Consider the following 16,930-nt stretch of genomic DNA (forward strand, 5'->3'; position numbering starts at 1 on the left):
GACGTGCGTCGGAGCAACGACACGATATCGGCTGCGGCCTCCGGTCGGGTGGTGCCCCGCCCGGGTCACGACTACTCCGTGCTCGCGCCCCCGCGGCCCAGGCCGGCATCCCGCGCCGCGATGACCGCCTCGGCCCGCCCCGAGACCTGCAGCTTCGCGAAGATGTTCGAGACGTTGTTGCGCACGGTCTTCGGCGAGAGGAAGAGGTGCTCGGCGATGTCGCCGTTCGATCGGCCGGCCGCGACGAGCTCGAGGATCTCGCGTTCGCGGGCGGTGAGCTGCGGAAACGCGACGGCGTCGGCCGCGACCGGCGGGCGGGCGAAGAACTCGGCGACGCGGGCGGCGATGCGAGGGCCGAAGATGGCGTCGCCGCCGGCGACGGCGCGGACGGCTCGCGAGATGTCGTTGGGTCCTGCGCCTTTCAAGAGGTAGCCGCGTGCTCCGGCGCGCATCGCGTCGAACACGGTCTCGTCGGCCTCCGACATGGTGAGCACGACGATGCCGACGGCGGGATGCCTCGCGGCGATGCGGCGCGTGGCCTCGATGCCGTCCAGCCGCGGCATCTGCACGTCCATCACGATCACGTCGGGGCGGAGCGCGTCGGCGGCGGCGATCGCCTCGAGCCCGTCGGCGGCGGTGCCGACGACGTCGAGCCCGTCGAGGGAGCGCAGCAGCACGGCGAGGCCGTCGCGGTAGACGGGGTGGTCGTCGACGAGCAGCACCCGGACGGCGTGCTCGTCGGCGGGCGTCGGCGGTGCAGGGGAGTCAGGCATTGGCGGTCACCTCGGGGTCGATGACGGGGCTGGGCAGGGGGAGGGCGGCCCGCACGACGGTGCCGCCGCCCGAGCGACCGGTCACCTCGAGCGCGCCGCCGAGCTCGACCGCGCGTTCGCGCATCGAGAGGAGCCCGACGCCGGCCGGCGCTTCCGCGGCGACGCCGCGCCCGTCGTCCTCGACCTCCACGACGAGCCGGCCGTCGTCGTACGAGAGCCGCACCCACGCGTGCCTGGCCCGCGCGTGCCGTTGCACGTTCACGAGCGCCTCGGCGACGATGCGGTACGCGGCGACCTCGACGGCGGCGGGCAGTCCGGCCGGCAGCCCCTCGGGCAGCTCGCGCGTCGCGGTGACCTCGAACTCGCCGCCGAAGCGACGGCACAGCTGCTCGATCGCGCCCGCGAGGCCCACGTCGTCGAGGCTCGGCGGCCGCAGGTCGTGCGCGAGCCGGCGGATCTCGCCCACGGCGAGCCGCAGGTCGTCGGCCGCCGAGGCGAGCAGGCGGTCGGCCTCGACGGGGTCGGCCGCGCCGACGTTGCGGGCGGCCTCGATGCGCAGCTGCACACCGGCGAGCTCGGGCCCGAGCCCGTCGTGCAGCTCGCGACGCATGCGCCGGCGCTCGTCCTCGCGTGCGTTCACGAGCTCGACGCGGATCTGCTGCAGCTCCGCGCTCAGGGTGCTCGCCCGCACCGCCGAGGCCGCGTGCCGCACGAGGTCGGCGAGCAGTCGCTCGTCGCCCGGGGAGAGGCGGGCCCGGCGTCCGGGCGACATCTCGAGTCGGCCGATGCGCTCGCCGCGGTACACCAGCGGGATCGACTCGACCTCGTCGCGCACGGTGCCGTGGCGGGCGAGCAGGCTGCCGCCGTCGGGCGTCCCGACCTCGACGCCGACGTAGGGCGAGGCGAAGGCGGCCGCGATGGAGGCGGCGAGCGAGTGCAGCTGGTCGCCCGGTTCCTCCGTCTCCTCCAACCGGGCGGCGAGCGTCGAGACCACGCCGTATGGGTCGCCGCGACGGCCGTTGACGAGCCGGTTCGCGAGGGTCAGCACCCGGTCGCGGAGCGGCAGGTAGGCGAACAGCACGATGAGCATGGCGGCACCGGCGAGCACCTGGTGCTCGACGAGCCCGCCGATCGTCGCGACGAGCAGCACGTCGATGACGACGACCGAGATCGCGACGAGGCCGTACACGACCGTCCAGCTGAGCAGTCGGTCGATGCGGTAGAGCCCGCGCCGGGTGACGGCGACGATGATCGCCGCGCAGATGACCGCGGTGCCGACGATGACCGTCGCCTGCCCGAGGTGGTACGGCAGCACGAGCGCGGAGACGACGAACAGGGCGGCGTACACGAGGCCCGCCCACACGATCCACTTGATCTGGCGGCGGAGCTCGGCGTCGGCGCCGACCATGCGGCCGCACAGCACGATCGCGGTGAGCACGACGCTCGTGAGGATCGTCGGCATCCAGATCGCCCCGATGCTCTGCCAGACGGCGGGCGGCAGCGCCACGCCCCACTCGCCCGTCGCCCACTGCAGCAGGCGCGGGTCGGGGTTGCCGAACGCGGCGCGTGCGACGCGCCACGGCATCGCGAGGTCGACCACGACGATGAGCACGTTGAGCACGGCCGTGCCGATCGCGACCGCCCTGAGCGGGCCGCGCGGGAACCGGCCGTCGGGGAACACGAGCAGCGCGAGCGGGAGCGCGAGGTACGCGGCGACCGAGAGCCGCTGCGTGAAGACGAAGGCCTCGGCGAGGAGCGGCGCGTCGGGCAGGAGCAGGACGCCGTGGTTGAGCCACGCGAGCGCGAGGCCGTCGATCGCGGCGAGCAGCCCGCCCGCAGTGAGCAGCACCGGCACCGGATGCCACGACAGCCGTGCGAGCAGCAGGCACCCCGTCGCACCGAGGACGAGCCCGCGCCAGGCGGCGACCCAGCCGGGCGCCGCCGGGATCTCCTCCCCGGTGCGGAACGTCAGGTAGTCGAGCACGAGCGCCGCGGCGGCGCACACGAGCACCACGGCGAACGCGGCGACCGCCGTCGCACGCGCTGCGGGCGGTGCTCCGGCCTGGCGCATGGGTCCATCGTGGCAGGCGGTGCGGCGTCTGTCTCCGGGCGGATGTCCCGAATCGCGCGGGACATCGTCGGGCTCGCCCGGGGCGGCCGGACTCTGGAGGCCCGGGACGGCCGGCCGCGAGGCTCGGAGGGCGCCGGACCCGGCGCGCCACGACGCATCCGGAAGGACCCTGACTCATGCCGACCGTACAGACCCCGCCCCCGGCGCGCACCGATGCGCCCCCGATGCCCGCCCGCCCCGCGGCCCGTGCCGAGCGGAGGCTGAGCCCACTCCGCATCCGCCTCGCGGGAGCGGCTGCGCTCGTGCTGCTCGCCGTCTTCGTGCTCTTCACCGCGCTGCCGTGGCCGGCCGACGGCGACGCCTATCTCGGCGACGACGTCGCGGCCGTCGCGTACTCGGCGAGCCTCGCCATCGTCATCGGCGTCGCCCTGCGCGGCGGGGCGTTCGGCGCGGGACGCGCGTGGCGGGCGGTCGGCGTGGGCGCGTTCGCGGCGCTCGCCGGCTCGAGCGCGTTCCTCGCGATCGGACCCGTGCTGCCCGAGGCGCTGCTCGAACAGGCCGAGCAGGTCACCTCGCCGCTCGTGCTCGGCGCCTTCTGGCTCGCGGCGGTGGGCATCCTCACCGTCGGCCGCTGGCACGGCCCGGCGCGCGCCCTGCCGTTCCTCACCGCGAGCTGGCCCATGACCGTCGTCGGCGTCGTGCTCGTCGGCGGGGCCGGGCTCGACGAGGCGGCGTGGTTCGCCTTCGTCGGCCACCTCGCGCTCGGCCAGGCGCTCACCGCGGTCGCCCTCATCGCCGATGCGCGACGCCTCGCGTCGGCGAGCTGAGCGGCCGCACCGCGAGACGCCCGGCGACGCCGGGCGGGCCCGGCGGGCATCCCACGTGAATAGACTCGGGGAATGCCCGCCGACGCACCGCTTCCGCTCGACCTGACCGCCGACGCCGTCGCCATCACGCAGGCGATCTGCGACATCCCGAGCGAATCCGGCGAGGAACGGCTGCTGGCCGACCTCATCGAGCAGGCGCTCGCCGGGGCATCCCATCTCGAGGTGATCCGCGACGGCGACACGGTGGTCGCCCGCACGAACCTCGGACGCGAGCGCCGCGTCGTGATCGCCGGGCACATCGACACCGTGCCGATCAACGGCAACGTGCCCACTCGCTTCGAGACCGTCGACGGCGTCGAGTACCTGTGGGGGCGCGGCACCGTCGACATGAAGGCGGGCGTCGCCGTGCAGCTGAAGCTCGCGCTCGAGCTCACCGAGCCGATCGTCGACCTGACGTGGATGTGGTACGACCACGAGGAGGTCGCCGCCGCGCTCAACGGCCTCGGGCGGCTCTCGCGCAATCGCCCCGATCTCTTCGCCGGCGACTTCGCCATCCTCGGCGAGCCCTCGAACGGGCAGGTCGAGGGCGGCTGCAACGGCACGCTTCGCGCCGACGTCCGCACCACGGGCCTGCGGGCCCACTCGGCGCGCAGCTGGGTCGGCGACAACGCCATCCACAAGCTCGCCCCCGCGCTCACCCGGCTCGCCGAGTACGAGGCCGAGACCGTCGAGGTCGACGGGCTCGCCTATCGCGAGGGGCTCAACGCCGTGCTCGTGCACGGCGGCATCGCGGGCAACGTCATCCCCGACGAGGCCGTGCTCACCGTGAACTACCGGTTCGCGCCGAGCCGCAGCGTCGCCGAGGCATCCGCGCTCGTGCGCGAGCTCTTCACCGGGTTCGACGTCGACATCGTCGACAGCGCCGAGGGCGCCCGGCCCGGGCTCGACGCTCCGCTCGCGCAGCAGTTCGTCGCCGCGGTCGGCGCCGAGGCCCGGCCGAAGTACGGCTGGACGGACGTCGCGCGCTTCAGCGCACTCGGCATCCCCGCCGTGAACTTCGGCCCCGGCGACCCGCTGAAGGCGCACGCCGACGACGAACGGGTCGCCGTCGCGCAGATCGTCGACTCCGAGCGGGCGCTGCGCGCGTGGCTCACGGGGGCCGACGAGGCCGGCGCAGGTTCCGGCGCGGCGAGCGGCGCCTGACCCGCGGCATGAGCTCCACGTCCGCGCCGCGCGAGCCCGTCGCGCCGACCGACCCGTCGCCGGTCTCGCGCGCGACCCGGGGCTCGCTGCGCGTGCGCTGGCGCCTCACCCCGTGGTGGGCGAAGGTCGTCGCCGTGTACCTCGGTGCGCGCGTGCTCACGACCCTCGTGGTGCTCGACGTCGCCCGACGCCAGGGCCCCAACGCGTGGACCGGTGCCCAGCCCGACTACTTCGACTTCGCCAACATCTGGGACGCCCGCTGGTACCAGATCATCTGGGTCGTCGGCTACCCCCGCGAGCTGCCCGTCGGCGCCGACGGCCACGTCGGTGAGAACGCGTGGGCGTTCATGCCGGTCTTCCCGCAGCTCACGGGCGCCGTCACCTGGCTCGGCGTGCCCTGGAACGTCGCATCCGTGACCATCGCGGTGCTGGCGGGCCTCGGCGCCGCGCTCGTGTTCCATCGCCTCATGTCGCGCTTCCTCGAACCCGATCGCGCGCTGTTCGCCGTGGTGCTGTTCGCGATCGCGCCCGTCTCGCCGATCATGCAGTTCGGCTACGCCGAGTCGCTCGGCTTCCTGTGGCTCGCGCTCGCGCTGCTCCTGCTCGTCGATCGGCGATACGGATGGCTCGTGCCCGTCGTCGCGGCGTGGTCGTTCACACGGCCCGGGGCGCTGGCCTTCGCCCTCACGCTCGCCCTGCACTTCCTCTGGCGCTGGTGGCATCGCGCCCGCGACCCCTTCCCGGTGCGCGAGCAGCTCCTCGTCATCGCCGTGGGGCTCTTCACGGCCGCCGTCGGCTTCGCCTGGCCGCTCGTCGTGTGGGCGGTCACGGGGGTGCCCGACGGCTACACCGCGACCGAGCTCGCCTGGCGGGCCGGGTACATCGGCTACCAGGAGCTCGTGCCGTTCACCGCCTGGTTCCAGGGCGGCACGTGGTGGGCGATCTGGGTGGGGCTGCCCGGGTGGTTCGGCGTCGGGGCCGTCGTCGTGCTCGTCGCGACCCTCGCGGTCGTGCTGTTCCTCCCGGCGGTCCGGCGTCTCGGCGTCGACATCCGGTTCTGGCTCGCGAGCTACGCGCTCTACCTGCTCGCGGTGTTCTTCCCGCAGTCCTCGACCTTCCGCATCGTCTCGCCGATGTTCCCGATCGTGGGCGCGCTCGCCGTGCCGCGCGCCCGGTGGTACCGGTGGTCGATCGTGTTGCTCTTCATTGCGCTCCAGTACGCGTGGATCGCCCTCGTCTGGCGCATCGACGCGTACGACTGGACGCCGCCCTGATCGGGGCAGGAATCCTGACTCTCCCGCGCCGCGAACGCGGCGGTGAACAACCGGCGACCGGCCGGCGGCCGGCGTGCGAATACCCCCGACGGGTTATCCACATTTTCGGGGTGATTTCCCAGCACCGCCGCAGATGGCCGATAATGGAATCTCAGCCACGAAAGGGGAGCTCAATGGCGGCCATGAAGCCACGCACCGGAGACGGGCCTATGGAGGCTGTGAAGGAGGGTCGACTCATCATCGTGCGCGTGCCGCTCGAAGGTGGCGGTCGTCTTGTCGTCTCGGTGAACGACGCTGAGGCCAAGGAGCTCTACGACGTCCTCGGCGGCGTCGTGAACCCTGCCTGAGTCACACGCACTACGACTGCGAGCCCCGAGGACGTTCTCGGGGCTCGAGTCGTTTAACGGTGGTCTCGATACACGGGCTCCTTCGTCGCCTGCTACTCGACCACCGGGGCGGGCTCCGTCGTCGGGCGCTGCTCGACCACCGGGGCGGGCTCCGTCGTCGGGCACTGCGGAGGGCATCGACCGCCCGACGGGTCAGGCGCCGAGCTTGACGATCTGCAGCAGGCCCTCGCCCGCGGGCGAGATCGCCGTCGCCACCGCCGTCGACGGGGCGAGCTCGGCGATGAGCGTGCGGAAGGCGCTCGCCGCCTCGTCGCGCTTGGCCGGATCCGCGACGCGGCCCTTCCACAGGGCGCGGGCCACGAGCACGCTGCCGCCGGGCTTCGCGAGTCGCAGGCCGTGCTCGGCGTACTCGATGACCGACGGGGCGTCGGCGTCGATGAAGACGATGTCGTACGAGCTCTCGTTCATGCGCGGGAGCACCTCGCTCGCCCGGCCGGCGATGAGCCGCACGCGCGCCGCCGCGACGCCCGCGTCGGCGAAGTGCTGGCGGGCGTGCTGCTGGTACTCGTTCTCGGTGTCGATCGACGTCAGCAGCGCGTGCCGGGCGGCCTGCAGCATCCAGAGGCCCGAGACGCCGACGCCGGTGCCGACCTCGATGATCGAGCTCGCGCGCGACGCGGCCGCGATGACGGCGAGCTGCGCGCCCACGGCGGGGGAGACCGGCTCGACGCCGAGTTCGAGGGACTGCTGACGCGCCTTGACGATCGGTTCGGACTCGACGACGGACTCGTCGGCGTACTTCCAGTTCAGGTCGTGATCGGACACGTGGCGGCTCCCTGGTGGCTCTCTCAGCACCCCAGCCTACGGGCCGCGGCGCATGGCGTACGCATGCCTCGCCGCCGACTATCCTGTAGGCATGTTCGGTCTGACGTTCGAGAAGCTCCTCATCATCGGGGTGATCGCCGTCTTCCTGCTCGGCCCCGAGCGGCTGCCGCACTACGCCGCGCAGCTCGGGCGACTCGTCCGCTCGCTCCGCGACATGGCGAGCGGCGCGAAAGACCGCATGCGCGAGGAGATGGGTCCCGACTTCGACGACGTCGACTGGAAGAAGCTCGACCCGCGCCAGTACGATCCGCGCCGCATCATCCGCGAGGCGCTCACCGACGTCGACCCCTTCGCCGACGAGACGCCCGCGGCGCCCGTCGTCGCGCGCGCCGGCGTCAACGAGAACTCGGCCTACCTGCAGCGCAAGCGCAAGCGCGAGTCGCTCGGGGCCGACGAGCCGGCGCCCTTCGACTCCGAAGCGACCTGACGCGGTCGCGACGAACTGGGGCGCGACGGCCGGCCCGGCCGCGGCCGCCCCGAGTGCGGCCGGTGCCCGTCAGGCGCGGCCGACGGTCTTCAGTGCGCGCGCGAGCAGCAGGAGGAGGGGCGCCTGGGCCTCGTACTCCTCCGAGGTGCGCGGAAGCTGCAGCAGGCCCGTCGTCTGCGAGATCGTGACCGGCTCGACGAAGCGCAGCAGCCCAGCCTCGCCGTTGCGGCGCCCGACCCCCGACTGCTTCACGCCGCCCATCGGGGCCGCGACCGAGGCGAACGCGCCGCGGTAGCCCTCGTTGACGTTCACGCTGCCGGCCGCGAGGGCGTCGGCGACGCGCTGACCGCGCCGGGGCGAACCGGTGAACACGGCGGCGTTCAGCCCGTAGTGGCTCGCGTTGGCGGCGAGCACGGCCTCGTCGTCGCTCGACACGAGGTAGAGCGCGGCGATGGCGCCGAACGTCTCCTCGGCGTAGAGGTCCATCTCGGGGGTGACGCCCGTGACGATCGTCGGCTCGAACACCCACGGCCCGAGGTCGGGGCGGGCCTTGCCGCCGACGAGCACCGTCGCGCCCTTCGCGACCGCGTCGGCGAGGTGCGCCTCGACGCGCTCGAGCTGGGCGGCGCTCGCGAGCGAGCCGAAGTCGGCGCCGAAGCCGAGCGAGGTGCCGAGCTTCGCGTTGCGCAGGCGCTCGACGAGCGCCCGCTGGAACTCGCCCGCGATCTTCTGGTCGACGTAGATGCGCTCGATCGACACGCACAGCTGGCCCATCGCCGAGAAGCAGGCGTGCGCGGCGTTCGCCGCGGCCACGGCGGGGTCGGCGTCGTCGAGCACGAGCAGCGGGTTCTTGCCGCCGAGCTCGAGCGAGGCGCCGACGAGGCGTCGCCCGGCCTTCTCGGCGATCCTGCGGCCGGTCGCGGTCGAGCCGGTGAAGCAGATGTAGTCGGCTTCGTCGGTGAGCGCCTCGCCGACCTCTGCGGCGTCGCCGGTGACGACCGCCCAGAGGGCCTCGGGCACGCCCGCGTCGATGAACGCGCGGCGCAGCGCGAGGATCGACAGGGCGCCCTGGTCGTCGGCCTTCTGCACGACCGCGCAGCCGGCCGCGAGGGCGGGCACGACGTCCATCGCGGCGAGGCTCAGCGCGTAGTTCCACGGGGTGATGACGCCGGCCACGCCCTTCGGCGCGAACCGCACCCGGGTGGTGGTGACGGTCGGAAGGCCCGAGCGCACGGGGCGGCCGCGCAGCACCCTGCGGGCGGCGATGGCGTTGTACCGGGTCACCGAGACGGCCTGGAAGATCTCCTCGAAGCCCTGGCCGCGCGTCTTGCCGCTCTCGAGCTGGATGAGGTCGAGCAGCTCTTCGCGGCGCTCCAGGATGAGGTCGTGCGCGGCGAGCAGGATGCGGCGCCGGGCGGCGAAGCCGGCACGGGCCCACGAGAGCTGTGCGAGGCGCGCCCGCGCGATGGCGTCGTGCACGTCGGCGGCGCTCGAGCGGGGCAGTTCGTGCAGGGTCTCGCCGGTCGAGGGGGTCGGCACGGCGACGGTGTCGGAGCCCGACGCGACGACGTCGTCGGTCAGGCTGCGGAAGAGGTCGGCGGGGGCGGTCTGGGCGCGCATGCGCACAGTCTAGGACAGTTGACCCAGTCGTCCGTCGGGAGTGAGTACACTGCCTCCATGACCGCAGCGGAGCGTCCCCTGTCCCGCGGCGTCGTGGCCCGCTACGCGATCGGATCGCTCGGCACCGGTGGATTCGCGACGCTGCCCGGACTCGTCCTCGTGTACTACCTGACCGACACGCTCGGCGTGAGCGCGCTCATCGCGGGCCTCGTCGTGACTGCCGCCAAGGTGTGGGACGTCGTCATCGACCCGTGGATCGGGTCGCGCAGCGACCGCGCGCTCCTCCGCAGCGGCTCGCGTCGCGCGGGCATGCTCGTCGGCGCGCTCGCGCTGCCCGTCGGGTTCGCGCTCACCTTCGCCGTCCCGCCGGGCGTCGGCCCCGCGGCATCCGGCGCCTGGGTCTTCATCGCCTTCCTCGCCACGGCGACCGCCTTCAGCCTGTTCCAGGTGCCGTACATCGCCCTGCCCGCCGAGCTCACGCCCGACTACGACGAGCGCACGCGACTGCTGACCTGGCGGGTCGTGGTGCTCACGCTCGCGATCCTGCTGTTCGGCGCGGGCGGCCCCGAGATCCGGCGGGCGTTCGACGACGAGGCCACGGGCTACCTCGTGATGGCGATCGTCGCCGGCGTCGTCATCGGCGTCGGCATGCTGATCGCCGCGGGCACGGCGAGGCGGTCGGATGCCGCGGGCCTCCGCCGCGCCGAGGGGCTTCCCGCGGGCGACCCGCACGCCGCCGAGCGCTCGGTCGACGGCTACCGCGAGGGCTTCCGGGCGCTCCGCCGCAGCCTGCCGTTCCGGGTGCTGCTCGCGGTGTTCGTGCTGCAGGGGCTCGCGACCGGGCTCATGCTCGCCGGAGCGCAGTTCGTCGCCACCTGGGTGCTCGAGTCGGAGGCGGCGGTGACGCTGCTGTTCGTCGCGCTGATCGCCCCCGCGCTGCTCGTCGCCCCCGCGTGGGGCGTGCTCGCCCGCCGGATCGGCAAGGAGCGGGCGTTCCGCATCGCGAGCCTCGTGTTCGCGGCGGCGACGCTCGCGATGGTGCTGATCGTCTGGCTGCCGGGGCCGTGGGTGTACCTGCCCGTGGCCGTCGCCGGCGCCGCGTACGCCGGCATGCAGTCGCTGCCCATGGCGATGCTGCCCGACGTCATCTCGCACGACGCCCGCATGACGGGGCGCGAGCGGGCCGGCAGCTTCGGCGGCGTCTGGACGGCGGGGGAGACCGCGGGCATGGCGCTCGGGGCGACCCTGCTGACCCTCATGCTGGCCGCGACCGGGTACCTCGAGTCGACCGGCGCCGAGACCGTCGAGCAGTCGCCCGTCGCGATCGCCGGCATCGCGCTCTCGTTCAGCCTCGTGCCCGCCCTCCTCGTCGCCGCGAGCGTCGTCGTGCTGCGCGGCTACCCGCTGCGTCGGGGCGACGTCGACGTCGAGACGAACCCCGACGCCGGCCCTGCCGAGCCGGCGCGACCGAACACCCCCGGGGCGCACGGCGCCCCGAGCACCACCGATGGGAGCACCCGATGAGCGGGTTCCGCCGCGAGGCATCCGACATTCTCGACGAGCTCGACGCGCTGCGCTCGGCCGATGCGCCGACGCACGGCGGGCGGGTGCTGTCGTACGTGTACGACTCGGGGCTGTCGGCGCTCGACGAGCTCGCCGCCGAGGCGGCCCGCCGGGTGCAGCCCGTGAACGGGCTCGACCCGACGACGTTCGTCTCGGTCGCCGCGATGGAGCGCGGGGTGATCGGGTTCGCCCGGAGCGTGCTCGGCGGGGACGCGGGCGTCGGCAGCGGCAGCGCCGATGTCGTCGTCGGCTCGGTCACCTCGGGCGGCACGGAGAGCTGCCTGCTCGCGGTGAAGTCGGCCCGCGACGCGTGGCGCGCGGCCCGGCTGGGATCGCCGCGGGTCCCGCGGCTCGTGGCACCCGTGACGGTGCACGCGGCGTTCCACAAGGCGGCGCACTACTTCGGCGTCGAGCTCGACCTCGTGCCGGTCGACCCGGCGACGGGCACCGTCACCCCGGCGGCGATCGAGGAGCGGCTCGGCGACGACGTCGCCCTCGTCGTGCTCAGCGCGCCGTCGTACCCGTTCGCGAGCCTCGACCCGATCGCCGACGTCGCGGCGATCACGGCCGAGCGCGGCATCGCGCTGCACGTCGACGCCTGCATCGGCGGCTTCGCGCTCGCGTTCTGGCCCGAGCCGCTGCCCGCCTGGGACCTCTCCGTCCCGGGCGTCACGAGCCTCTCGGCCGACCTGCACAAGTACGGCTACGCGCCGAAGGGCGCCTCGGTGCTGCTGACCCGCGGGCGCGACCGCCAGCGCCACCAGTACTTCGCCACGACCGGATGGCCCGGGTACCCCGTCGTGAACCCGACCATGACGGGCTCGAAGCCGGCCGGTCCGCTCGCCGCGGCGTGGGCGATCATCGAGGCGCTCGGCGAGCCCGGATTCGCCGAGCTCACCGCGCAGGCGGCCCGCGCGACCGCGGCGCTGCGCGCGGCGGTCGACGGCATCGAGGGCCTCAGGGTGGTCGGCTCGCCGACGGGCCCGCTGCTCGCCGTCGCCACCGACGAGGATGCCCCGGTCACGTCGCGCGTCGACCCCCACCACTGGGCGGATGCCGCGCGCTCGGCCGGCTGGCAGCTGCAGCTGCAGCCCGGGCTCGCCCAGGCCGACGGCACCCGGCTGCCGCACACCACGCACCTCACCGTGACCCCCGTCACCGAGCGCGTGCTGCCCGAGCTCATCGCTGCGCTCGTGGCCGCGGCCGACGAGGTGCGCGGCATCCCGCAGATCGACGGCGGTGCCGCGCTCGCCGGCCTCGTCGAGGCGCTGCCGGGCTTCGGCGCCGACGGCGGAGCGTCCGCGCTCTCCGGCGGCGAGGCGCTCGCCGGACTCGCGGCCGGCCTCGACTCCGACACGGCCGCCGCGATCCTCGGTGCTGCCGGGCTCCTCGGGGGCGAGGGCGCGCTGCCCGATCGGCTCGCGCCGGTGCTCGCGCTCGTCGAGGCCCTGCCGGGGCCGCTCACCGAGCGCCTGCTCGTGGAGCTGCTCGCGCGCGTCGTCGAGCCGCCCGCCGACGGGCGCTGAGCGCGGACGCACGGAGGGTTTCCGCTCCGCGCTGTGCCGGTTGCGCCTCACTCGCCGGGGCGGCTCTGGCGAGGGGCGAGCAGGTTCGCATCGACGTGATGCCGGTTCTGCCTCATCGGGTCGGAGCGTCCGCTTCGGGCCACGGAGCGCGGGTTCGTTTCGACGTTATGCCGGTTCCGCCTCATCGGGGGTGGGAGTGTCCCCGTCGGGTGATGGTCGTGCGGGCTCGCGCTCGGGCCTGTGCTGGATCGGCCGTTCCCGTTGGTGCATTCCGCCTCCCCTCGATGAGGCGGAACTGGCATGGCGTTTCCGCGAACGCCCGACGGGCGCAGGTGGGGGAGCCCCGGGCGAGCGCGTCGGTGAGCGAGTGCGCCGAGGCTACTGGAGCTCGCAGCGCTCGGTGACGTAGTCGTAGAGCTCGGCCTTCAGCCCGTCTGAGGACGGCCGGTCGATCATGCCCGAGCGGCCGTCGCCGGTCTCGACGACGAAGGCGAGGATCGTGCCGCGCTTGTCGTCGGCGAGCACGTGCGGGTCGCATCGTGCGGGGCGCACCGCGAGCGGCACGACCGAGGGCGCATCGCCCGGCATGACGTCGAGCTCGAGCGGCCAGTCGGTTCCGGCCTCGTTGCCGAGCAGCGTCGAGCCGCGCACGAGCGAGATCTCGAGCGAGCCGTCGCCCGAGTCGACCGGGTCGACGGCGACGTCGATCCACGCGCGCTGCGCGGCGCCCGCGCCCTCGACGCGCAGGTGCTCGGGCATCGAGATCGTCGCGACCTCGCCGACCGACGACTCGAGGCAGTCGCCCGCGACGATTCGGGGGAGCGTGTCGAAGGGGTCGTCGGGGGCGAGCTCTCCGACGAAGTCCCGCGTGGCGCCCTCCGCGCGGCCTTTCAGCCGGACGACCGGCTCGCCGTCGCCGGCCGACTCGCCGGCCGCGTCGGCATCGCCTGCTTCCTCGTCGCTCGCGCATCCCGGCGGCGGCAGCTCGAGGCGCAGGTCGATCGCGTCGTCGGCCGAGAGCTCGACGACGTCGGTGTACTCGAGCACGGCGCCGAGCGCGGGCACGTCGAGCTCGACCCGCCCGATCGACACCGGCGTCGGGCCGGCGTTCTCGAGGTGCACCACGATCCGACGGGCCTCGACGTCGAGCCGGCCCTGCTGCACGCCCGCGCTGAGGCCCTCGGGCAGCGGCGGCGGATCGGGGTCGTCGATCGGGGACGGCGCACTGCAGGCCGCGAGCGAGCCGAGCAGCACCAGCACCGCGACCGAGCGGGCAGCGCGTCGAGGCGGGGACGCGATCGACGTCGGCGCCCCTGACACGGCCCCGAACCGCCACGCGCCCCGCCGACAGGCTGCAGCGCGTGGCATCCGGATCACCGGACCGAGACGTCGAGTCGGCGTCCTGCGAGCGAACGCGGCATCGCCGAGAGCGCCGCGGCGACCTGCTCGATCGCGCGGGCCGCGGGGTCGTCGGGCGAGGCGACGACGACCGGGACCCCCGTGTCGCCGCCCTGTCGCAGCGCCATGCTGAGCGGCACGCTCGCGAGCAGCGGCACCGGCTCGACCGTGGCGCCGTCGGCGCCCTGCGAGAGCCGTTCGGCGACGAGCTCGCCGCCGCCCGAGCCGAAGAGCTCGAGGAGGCTGCCGTCGGGCTGCACGAGCGCGGCCATGTTCTCGACGACGCCCACGATGCGCTGGCCCGTCTGCCGGGCGACGACGCCCGAGCGCTCGGCGACGTCGGCCGCGGCGGCCTGCGGGGTCGTCACGACGACGACCTCGGCGTTCGGCAGCAACTGCCCGAGCGAGATCGCGATGTCGCCGGTGCCGGGCGGCAGGTCGACGAGCAGCACGTCGAGGTCGCCGAAGTAGACGTCCGTGAGGAACTGCGAGAGCGTGCGGTGCAGCATCGGCCCGCGCCAGGCCACCGCCGTCGACGAGGCGCGCCCGCCGGGGGCGGTCGGCTCGACGAACATGCCGATGGAGATGACCTTCACCCCGTGTGCGACCGGGGGCAGGATCATGTCGTCGACCCGCGTGGGGCGGGCCGCGAGACCGTCGTCGTCGACGAGGCCGAGCAGCCCCGGGATCGAGAAGCCGTGCACGTCGGCGTCGACGAGCCCGACCGAGAGGCCGCGCGCCGCGAGCGCCACCGCGAGGTTCGCCGTGACCGTCGACTTGCCGACGCCGCCCTTGCCGCTCGTGACCGCGATCACCTTCGTGAGCGAGCCCGGCCCGAAGGGGTTCGTGCGCGCCCGGCCGCCGCGCAGCCGTTCGGTGAGCGCCGCGCGCTGCTCGGGCGTCATGACCGAGAGCTCGACGGCGGCGTTGCCGGCCCCGGCCACCGATTCGGCGGCCTGTCGCACGTCGCGTTCGATCCGGTCGGAGGCGGGGCATCCGACGATCGTCAGGCGGATGCCGACATCCACCCGGCCGTCGCCGGCCTCGACGACGCGCTCGACCATGTCGAGCTCGGTGATGGGCTTGCGGATCTCGGGGTCGATGACCGACTCGAGCGCGCGCAGCACGGCCTGCTCGAGCGGGGTCGACGTCTCGACCGGCTCAGCCGGCATGCTCGGCCTCCTCCTCGTCGCGACGGTCGAGCTCGTCGAGGATCGAGCGCAGCTCGGCCCGGATGAACTCCTTCGAGGCCAGGTCCTTCACGGCGAGGCGCAGGGCGACGACCTCGCGGGCGAGGTACTCGGTGTCGGCGAGGTTGCGCTCGGCGCGCTGCCGGTCCTGCTCGATCTGCACGCGGTCGCGGTCGTCCTGCCGGTTCTGCGCGAGCAGGATGAGCGGGGCCGCATAGCTCGCCTGGAGCGAGAGCACGAGGGTGAGCGCCGTGAAGCCGATCGCGATCGAGTCGAACCGCCACGGTTCGGGCGCGAAGGTGTTCCATGCCATCCAGCCGATGGCGAACACCGACAGCCCGAGCAGGAAGGCCGGGGTGCCCATGCCGCGCGCCACCCACTCGGTGAAGCGCCCGAAGCGGTCGTTGTCGCCCGAGCCCCCGCGGAAGGGGGCGTTCCGGCGGATGCCCTTCGGCGTATCGAATCGACGGTCCTCCGACTCAGCGCGTGCCATCTGCTCCCCTCCTTCCGTATGGGATCGGGATGCTTCCCGTCGTCAGCTGCGCCCGCGCGGTGCTGCGCTTGGCCAGCTCGTCTTCCTCTGGGTGACTTCGCCAGTCATCGGGCAGCAGGTAGTCGAGCACGTCGTCAATCGTCACCACCCCGACGAGTCGGTGTTTCTCGTCGACGACCGGCACGGACACCAGGTCGTAGCTCGCGAGGATGCGGCTCACCTCGGCGGCCGAGGTGTCGGCCGTCACCGGCTCGAGACCCTGGTCGATCAGGGTGCCGAGCCGCTCGTGCGGCGGGTAGCGCAGCATCCGCTGGAAGTGCACGATGCCGAGGAACCGGCCCGTCGGCGGCTCGTACGGCGGCAGCGTCACGCAGACGGCGGCGCCGAGCGCCGGCGGCAGGTCGTGGCGGCGGATGAGCGCGAGCCCCTCGGCGACCGTCGCGTCGGCCGACACGATGATCGGCTCGGTGGTCATGAGGCCGCCGGCCGTGTCGGGGCCGTAGGAGAGCAGGAAGCGGACGTCCTCGGCCTCCTCGGGCTCCATGAGCTCGAGCAGGTGCTCGCCGCGCTCCTCGGGGAGCTGGGCGATGAGGTCGGCGGCGTCGTCGGGCTGCATGTGGTCGAGCACGTCGGCGGCGCGGTCGTCGCCGAGGCCCGCGAGGATGACGACCTGGTCGGACTCGGGCATCTCCTCGAGCACGTCGGCGAGGCGGTCGTCGGGCAGCTCCTCGGCGACCTCCTGCCGGCGCTGCGCCGGGAGGTCGAGCAGGGTCGACGCGAGGTCGGCGGGCTTCAGCTCGGAGTAGGTCGCGATGAGCTGCTCGGCCGACTGGGCCTCGCCCTTCGACGTCTGCTCGCGCACCTCGCGCCAGGTGACGTAGGCCGACTGCCCCTTCGAGAACGGCGAGGCGCCCTTGGGCCGCCGGACGAAGAGCTGGTCGACCTCCCACTCGCCGGGCTCCTGCTCCTCGATCGCGACGTCCTCGATGGTCGCCGTGCCCGAGCCGTCGTTGAACAGCACCTTGCGGCCGAGCATCTCGGCGATGACGCGCACCTCGCCGCCGCGCTGCTCGAAGCGGCGCAGGTTGATGAGCCCGGTCGTGATGATCTGGCCGCCGCCGATCGAGGTGACGCGGCCGATCGAGACGAAGACGCGGCGCTTGCCGGGGATCTCGACGATGAGGCCGACGACGCGCGGAGGGTCGCTCTTGCGGTACACGACGAGGACGTCGCGCACCTTGCCGACTCGATCGCCGGCGGGGTCGAAGACGGCGCACCCGGCGAGTCGGGCGACGAAGACTCTCGTTGCGCTCACGAATCCAACTTAGCCCCC

The 16,930-nt window shown here is 73.8% G+C and carries 15 protein-coding genes; 7 read left to right on the forward strand and 8 right to left on the reverse strand.

Going from position 1 to position 16,930, the window contains the following annotated elements:
• Positions 1 to 71 precede the first annotated feature (71 nt).
• Both ACFVSL_RS09095 and ACFVSL_RS09100 read right to left on the reverse strand, forming a co-directional pair.
• Positions 72 to 773, reverse strand: a complete 702-nt coding sequence (locus ACFVSL_RS09095) for a response regulator (RefSeq protein WP_386940356.1) — start codon at positions 771 to 773, stop codon at positions 72 to 74.
• A complete protein-coding gene (locus ACFVSL_RS09100; protein WP_386940357.1) occupies positions 766 to 2,844 on the reverse strand; it encodes a histidine kinase in 2,079 nt (692 codons plus the stop codon). Before ACFVSL_RS09100 ends, ACFVSL_RS09095 begins: the two co-directional genes overlap by 8 nt.
• 176 nt (positions 2,845 to 3,020) lie before the next feature.
• Here ACFVSL_RS09100 and ACFVSL_RS09105 point away from each other — a divergent pair, with 176 nt between their 5' ends.
• The 4 genes from ACFVSL_RS09105 (at position 3,021) to ACFVSL_RS09120 (ending at position 6,495) form a co-directional block, all read left to right on the forward strand.
• Positions 3,021 to 3,671, forward strand: coding sequence for a hypothetical protein (locus ACFVSL_RS09105; protein ID WP_386940358.1), 651 nt, complete (start codon positions 3,021 to 3,023; stop codon positions 3,669 to 3,671).
• A gap of 72 nt (positions 3,672 to 3,743) precedes the next feature.
• On the forward strand, positions 3,744 to 4,874 hold the full coding sequence (dapE, locus tag ACFVSL_RS09110) for a succinyl-diaminopimelate desuccinylase (protein ID WP_386940360.1): 1,131 nt from the start codon (positions 3,744 to 3,746) through the stop codon (positions 4,872 to 4,874).
• 8 nt (positions 4,875 to 4,882) lie between these two features.
• Positions 4,883 to 6,148 carry a hypothetical protein gene (locus tag ACFVSL_RS09115; protein ID WP_386940361.1) on the forward strand — a complete coding sequence of 422 codons (1,266 nt, stop codon included), beginning with the start codon at positions 4,883 to 4,885 and terminating at the stop codon, positions 6,146 to 6,148.
• A 173-nt stretch (positions 6,149 to 6,321) separates the two neighbouring features.
• The gene (locus ACFVSL_RS09120) at positions 6,322 to 6,495 is read left to right on the forward strand and encodes a DUF3117 domain-containing protein (RefSeq protein ID WP_067875042.1); all 174 of its coding nucleotides are present in this window, start codon (positions 6,322 to 6,324) and stop codon (positions 6,493 to 6,495) included.
• 192 nt (positions 6,496 to 6,687) lie between these two features.
• Here the strand turns inward: ACFVSL_RS09120 and ACFVSL_RS09125 are convergent, their stop codons facing one another.
• Positions 6,688 to 7,320 (reverse strand): O-methyltransferase, encoded by a 633-nt coding sequence (locus tag ACFVSL_RS09125; RefSeq protein WP_386940362.1) that lies wholly within the window; start codon positions 7,318 to 7,320, stop codon positions 6,688 to 6,690.
• 91 nt (positions 7,321 to 7,411) lie between these two features.
• Here ACFVSL_RS09125 and ACFVSL_RS09130 point away from each other — a divergent pair, with 91 nt between their 5' ends.
• Entirely contained in the window at positions 7,412 to 7,807 is a 396-nt protein-coding gene (locus tag ACFVSL_RS09130) for a sec-independent translocase (protein ID WP_386940364.1), read from the forward strand.
• Between the two features lie 69 nt (positions 7,808 to 7,876).
• Here ACFVSL_RS09130 and ACFVSL_RS09135 read toward each other — a convergent pair whose 3' ends face one another.
• Positions 7,877 to 9,427 carry a succinic semialdehyde dehydrogenase gene (locus tag ACFVSL_RS09135; protein WP_386940366.1) on the reverse strand — a complete coding sequence of 517 codons (1,551 nt, stop codon included), beginning with the start codon at positions 9,425 to 9,427 and terminating at the stop codon, positions 7,877 to 7,879.
• A 57-nt stretch (positions 9,428 to 9,484) separates the two neighbouring features.
• On the opposite strand from ACFVSL_RS09135, the gene ACFVSL_RS09140 reads away from it, so the two are divergent.
• Together ACFVSL_RS09140 and ACFVSL_RS09145 are read left to right on the forward strand one after the other, a co-directional pair.
• A complete protein-coding gene (locus ACFVSL_RS09140) occupies positions 9,485 to 10,951 on the forward strand; it encodes an MFS transporter (protein ID WP_386940367.1) in 1,467 nt (488 codons plus the stop codon).
• Positions 10,948 to 12,516, forward strand: coding sequence for a pyridoxal phosphate-dependent decarboxylase family protein (locus ACFVSL_RS09145; RefSeq protein ID WP_386940368.1), 1,569 nt, complete (start codon positions 10,948 to 10,950; stop codon positions 12,514 to 12,516). Before ACFVSL_RS09140 ends, ACFVSL_RS09145 begins: the two co-directional genes overlap by 4 nt.
• A gap of 378 nt (positions 12,517 to 12,894) precedes the next feature.
• On the opposite strand, the gene ACFVSL_RS09150 is transcribed toward ACFVSL_RS09145, so the two are convergent.
• From ACFVSL_RS09150 to ACFVSL_RS09165, 4 genes are read right to left on the reverse strand one after another with little or no spacing between them, the layout of a single operon-like run.
• Entirely contained in the window at positions 12,895 to 13,836 is a 942-nt protein-coding gene (locus ACFVSL_RS09150) for a hypothetical protein (RefSeq protein WP_386940370.1), read from the reverse strand.
• Between the two features lie 53 nt (positions 13,837 to 13,889).
• The gene (locus tag ACFVSL_RS09155) at positions 13,890 to 15,086 is read right to left on the reverse strand and encodes an Mrp/NBP35 family ATP-binding protein (RefSeq protein WP_386940371.1); all 1,197 of its coding nucleotides are present in this window, start codon (positions 15,084 to 15,086) and stop codon (positions 13,890 to 13,892) included.
• Positions 15,076 to 15,597 (reverse strand): DUF1003 domain-containing protein, encoded by a 522-nt coding sequence (locus ACFVSL_RS09160; protein WP_386940372.1) that lies wholly within the window; start codon positions 15,595 to 15,597, stop codon positions 15,076 to 15,078. The genes ACFVSL_RS09155 and ACFVSL_RS09160 overlap by 11 nt, the downstream gene beginning before the upstream one ends.
• On the reverse strand, positions 15,584 to 16,912 hold the full coding sequence (locus ACFVSL_RS09165) for a magnesium transporter MgtE N-terminal domain-containing protein (protein ID WP_386940373.1): 1,329 nt from the start codon (positions 16,910 to 16,912) through the stop codon (positions 15,584 to 15,586). Before ACFVSL_RS09165 ends, ACFVSL_RS09160 begins: the two co-directional genes overlap by 14 nt.
• Between the last annotated feature and the right edge of the window lie 18 nt (positions 16,913 to 16,930).

Source organism: Agromyces sp. NPDC058064, from assembly GCF_042885275.1.
Classification (GTDB): Bacteria; Actinomycetota; Actinomycetes; order Actinomycetales; family Microbacteriaceae; genus Agromyces.

Coding starts and splice junctions, on each gene's coding strand:
- ACFVSL_RS09095 (WP_386940356.1), bottom strand. CDS start 773: ATGCCTGACTCCCCTGCACCGCCGACGCCCGCCGACGAGCACGCCGTC.
- ACFVSL_RS09100 (WP_386940357.1), bottom strand. CDS start 2,844: ATGCGCCAGGCCGGAGCACCGCCCGCAGCGCGTGCGACGGCGGTCGCC.
- ACFVSL_RS09105 (WP_386940358.1), top strand. CDS start 3,021: ATGCCGACCGTACAGACCCCGCCCCCGGCGCGCACCGATGCGCCCCCG.
- dapE (WP_386940360.1), top strand. CDS start 3,744: ATGCCCGCCGACGCACCGCTTCCGCTCGACCTGACCGCCGACGCCGTC.
- ACFVSL_RS09115 (WP_386940361.1), top strand. CDS start 4,883: ATGAGCTCCACGTCCGCGCCGCGCGAGCCCGTCGCGCCGACCGACCCG.
- ACFVSL_RS09120 (WP_067875042.1), top strand. CDS start 6,322: ATGGCGGCCATGAAGCCACGCACCGGAGACGGGCCTATGGAGGCTGTG.
- ACFVSL_RS09130 (WP_386940364.1), top strand. CDS start 7,412: ATGTTCGGTCTGACGTTCGAGAAGCTCCTCATCATCGGGGTGATCGCC.
- ACFVSL_RS09135 (WP_386940366.1), bottom strand. CDS start 9,427: ATGCGCGCCCAGACCGCCCCCGCCGACCTCTTCCGCAGCCTGACCGAC.
- ACFVSL_RS09140 (WP_386940367.1), top strand. CDS start 9,485: ATGACCGCAGCGGAGCGTCCCCTGTCCCGCGGCGTCGTGGCCCGCTAC.
- ACFVSL_RS09145 (WP_386940368.1), top strand. CDS start 10,948: ATGAGCGGGTTCCGCCGCGAGGCATCCGACATTCTCGACGAGCTCGAC.
- ACFVSL_RS09155 (WP_386940371.1), bottom strand. CDS start 15,086: ATGCCGGCTGAGCCGGTCGAGACGTCGACCCCGCTCGAGCAGGCCGTG.
- ACFVSL_RS09160 (WP_386940372.1), bottom strand. CDS start 15,597: ATGGCACGCGCTGAGTCGGAGGACCGTCGATTCGATACGCCGAAGGGC.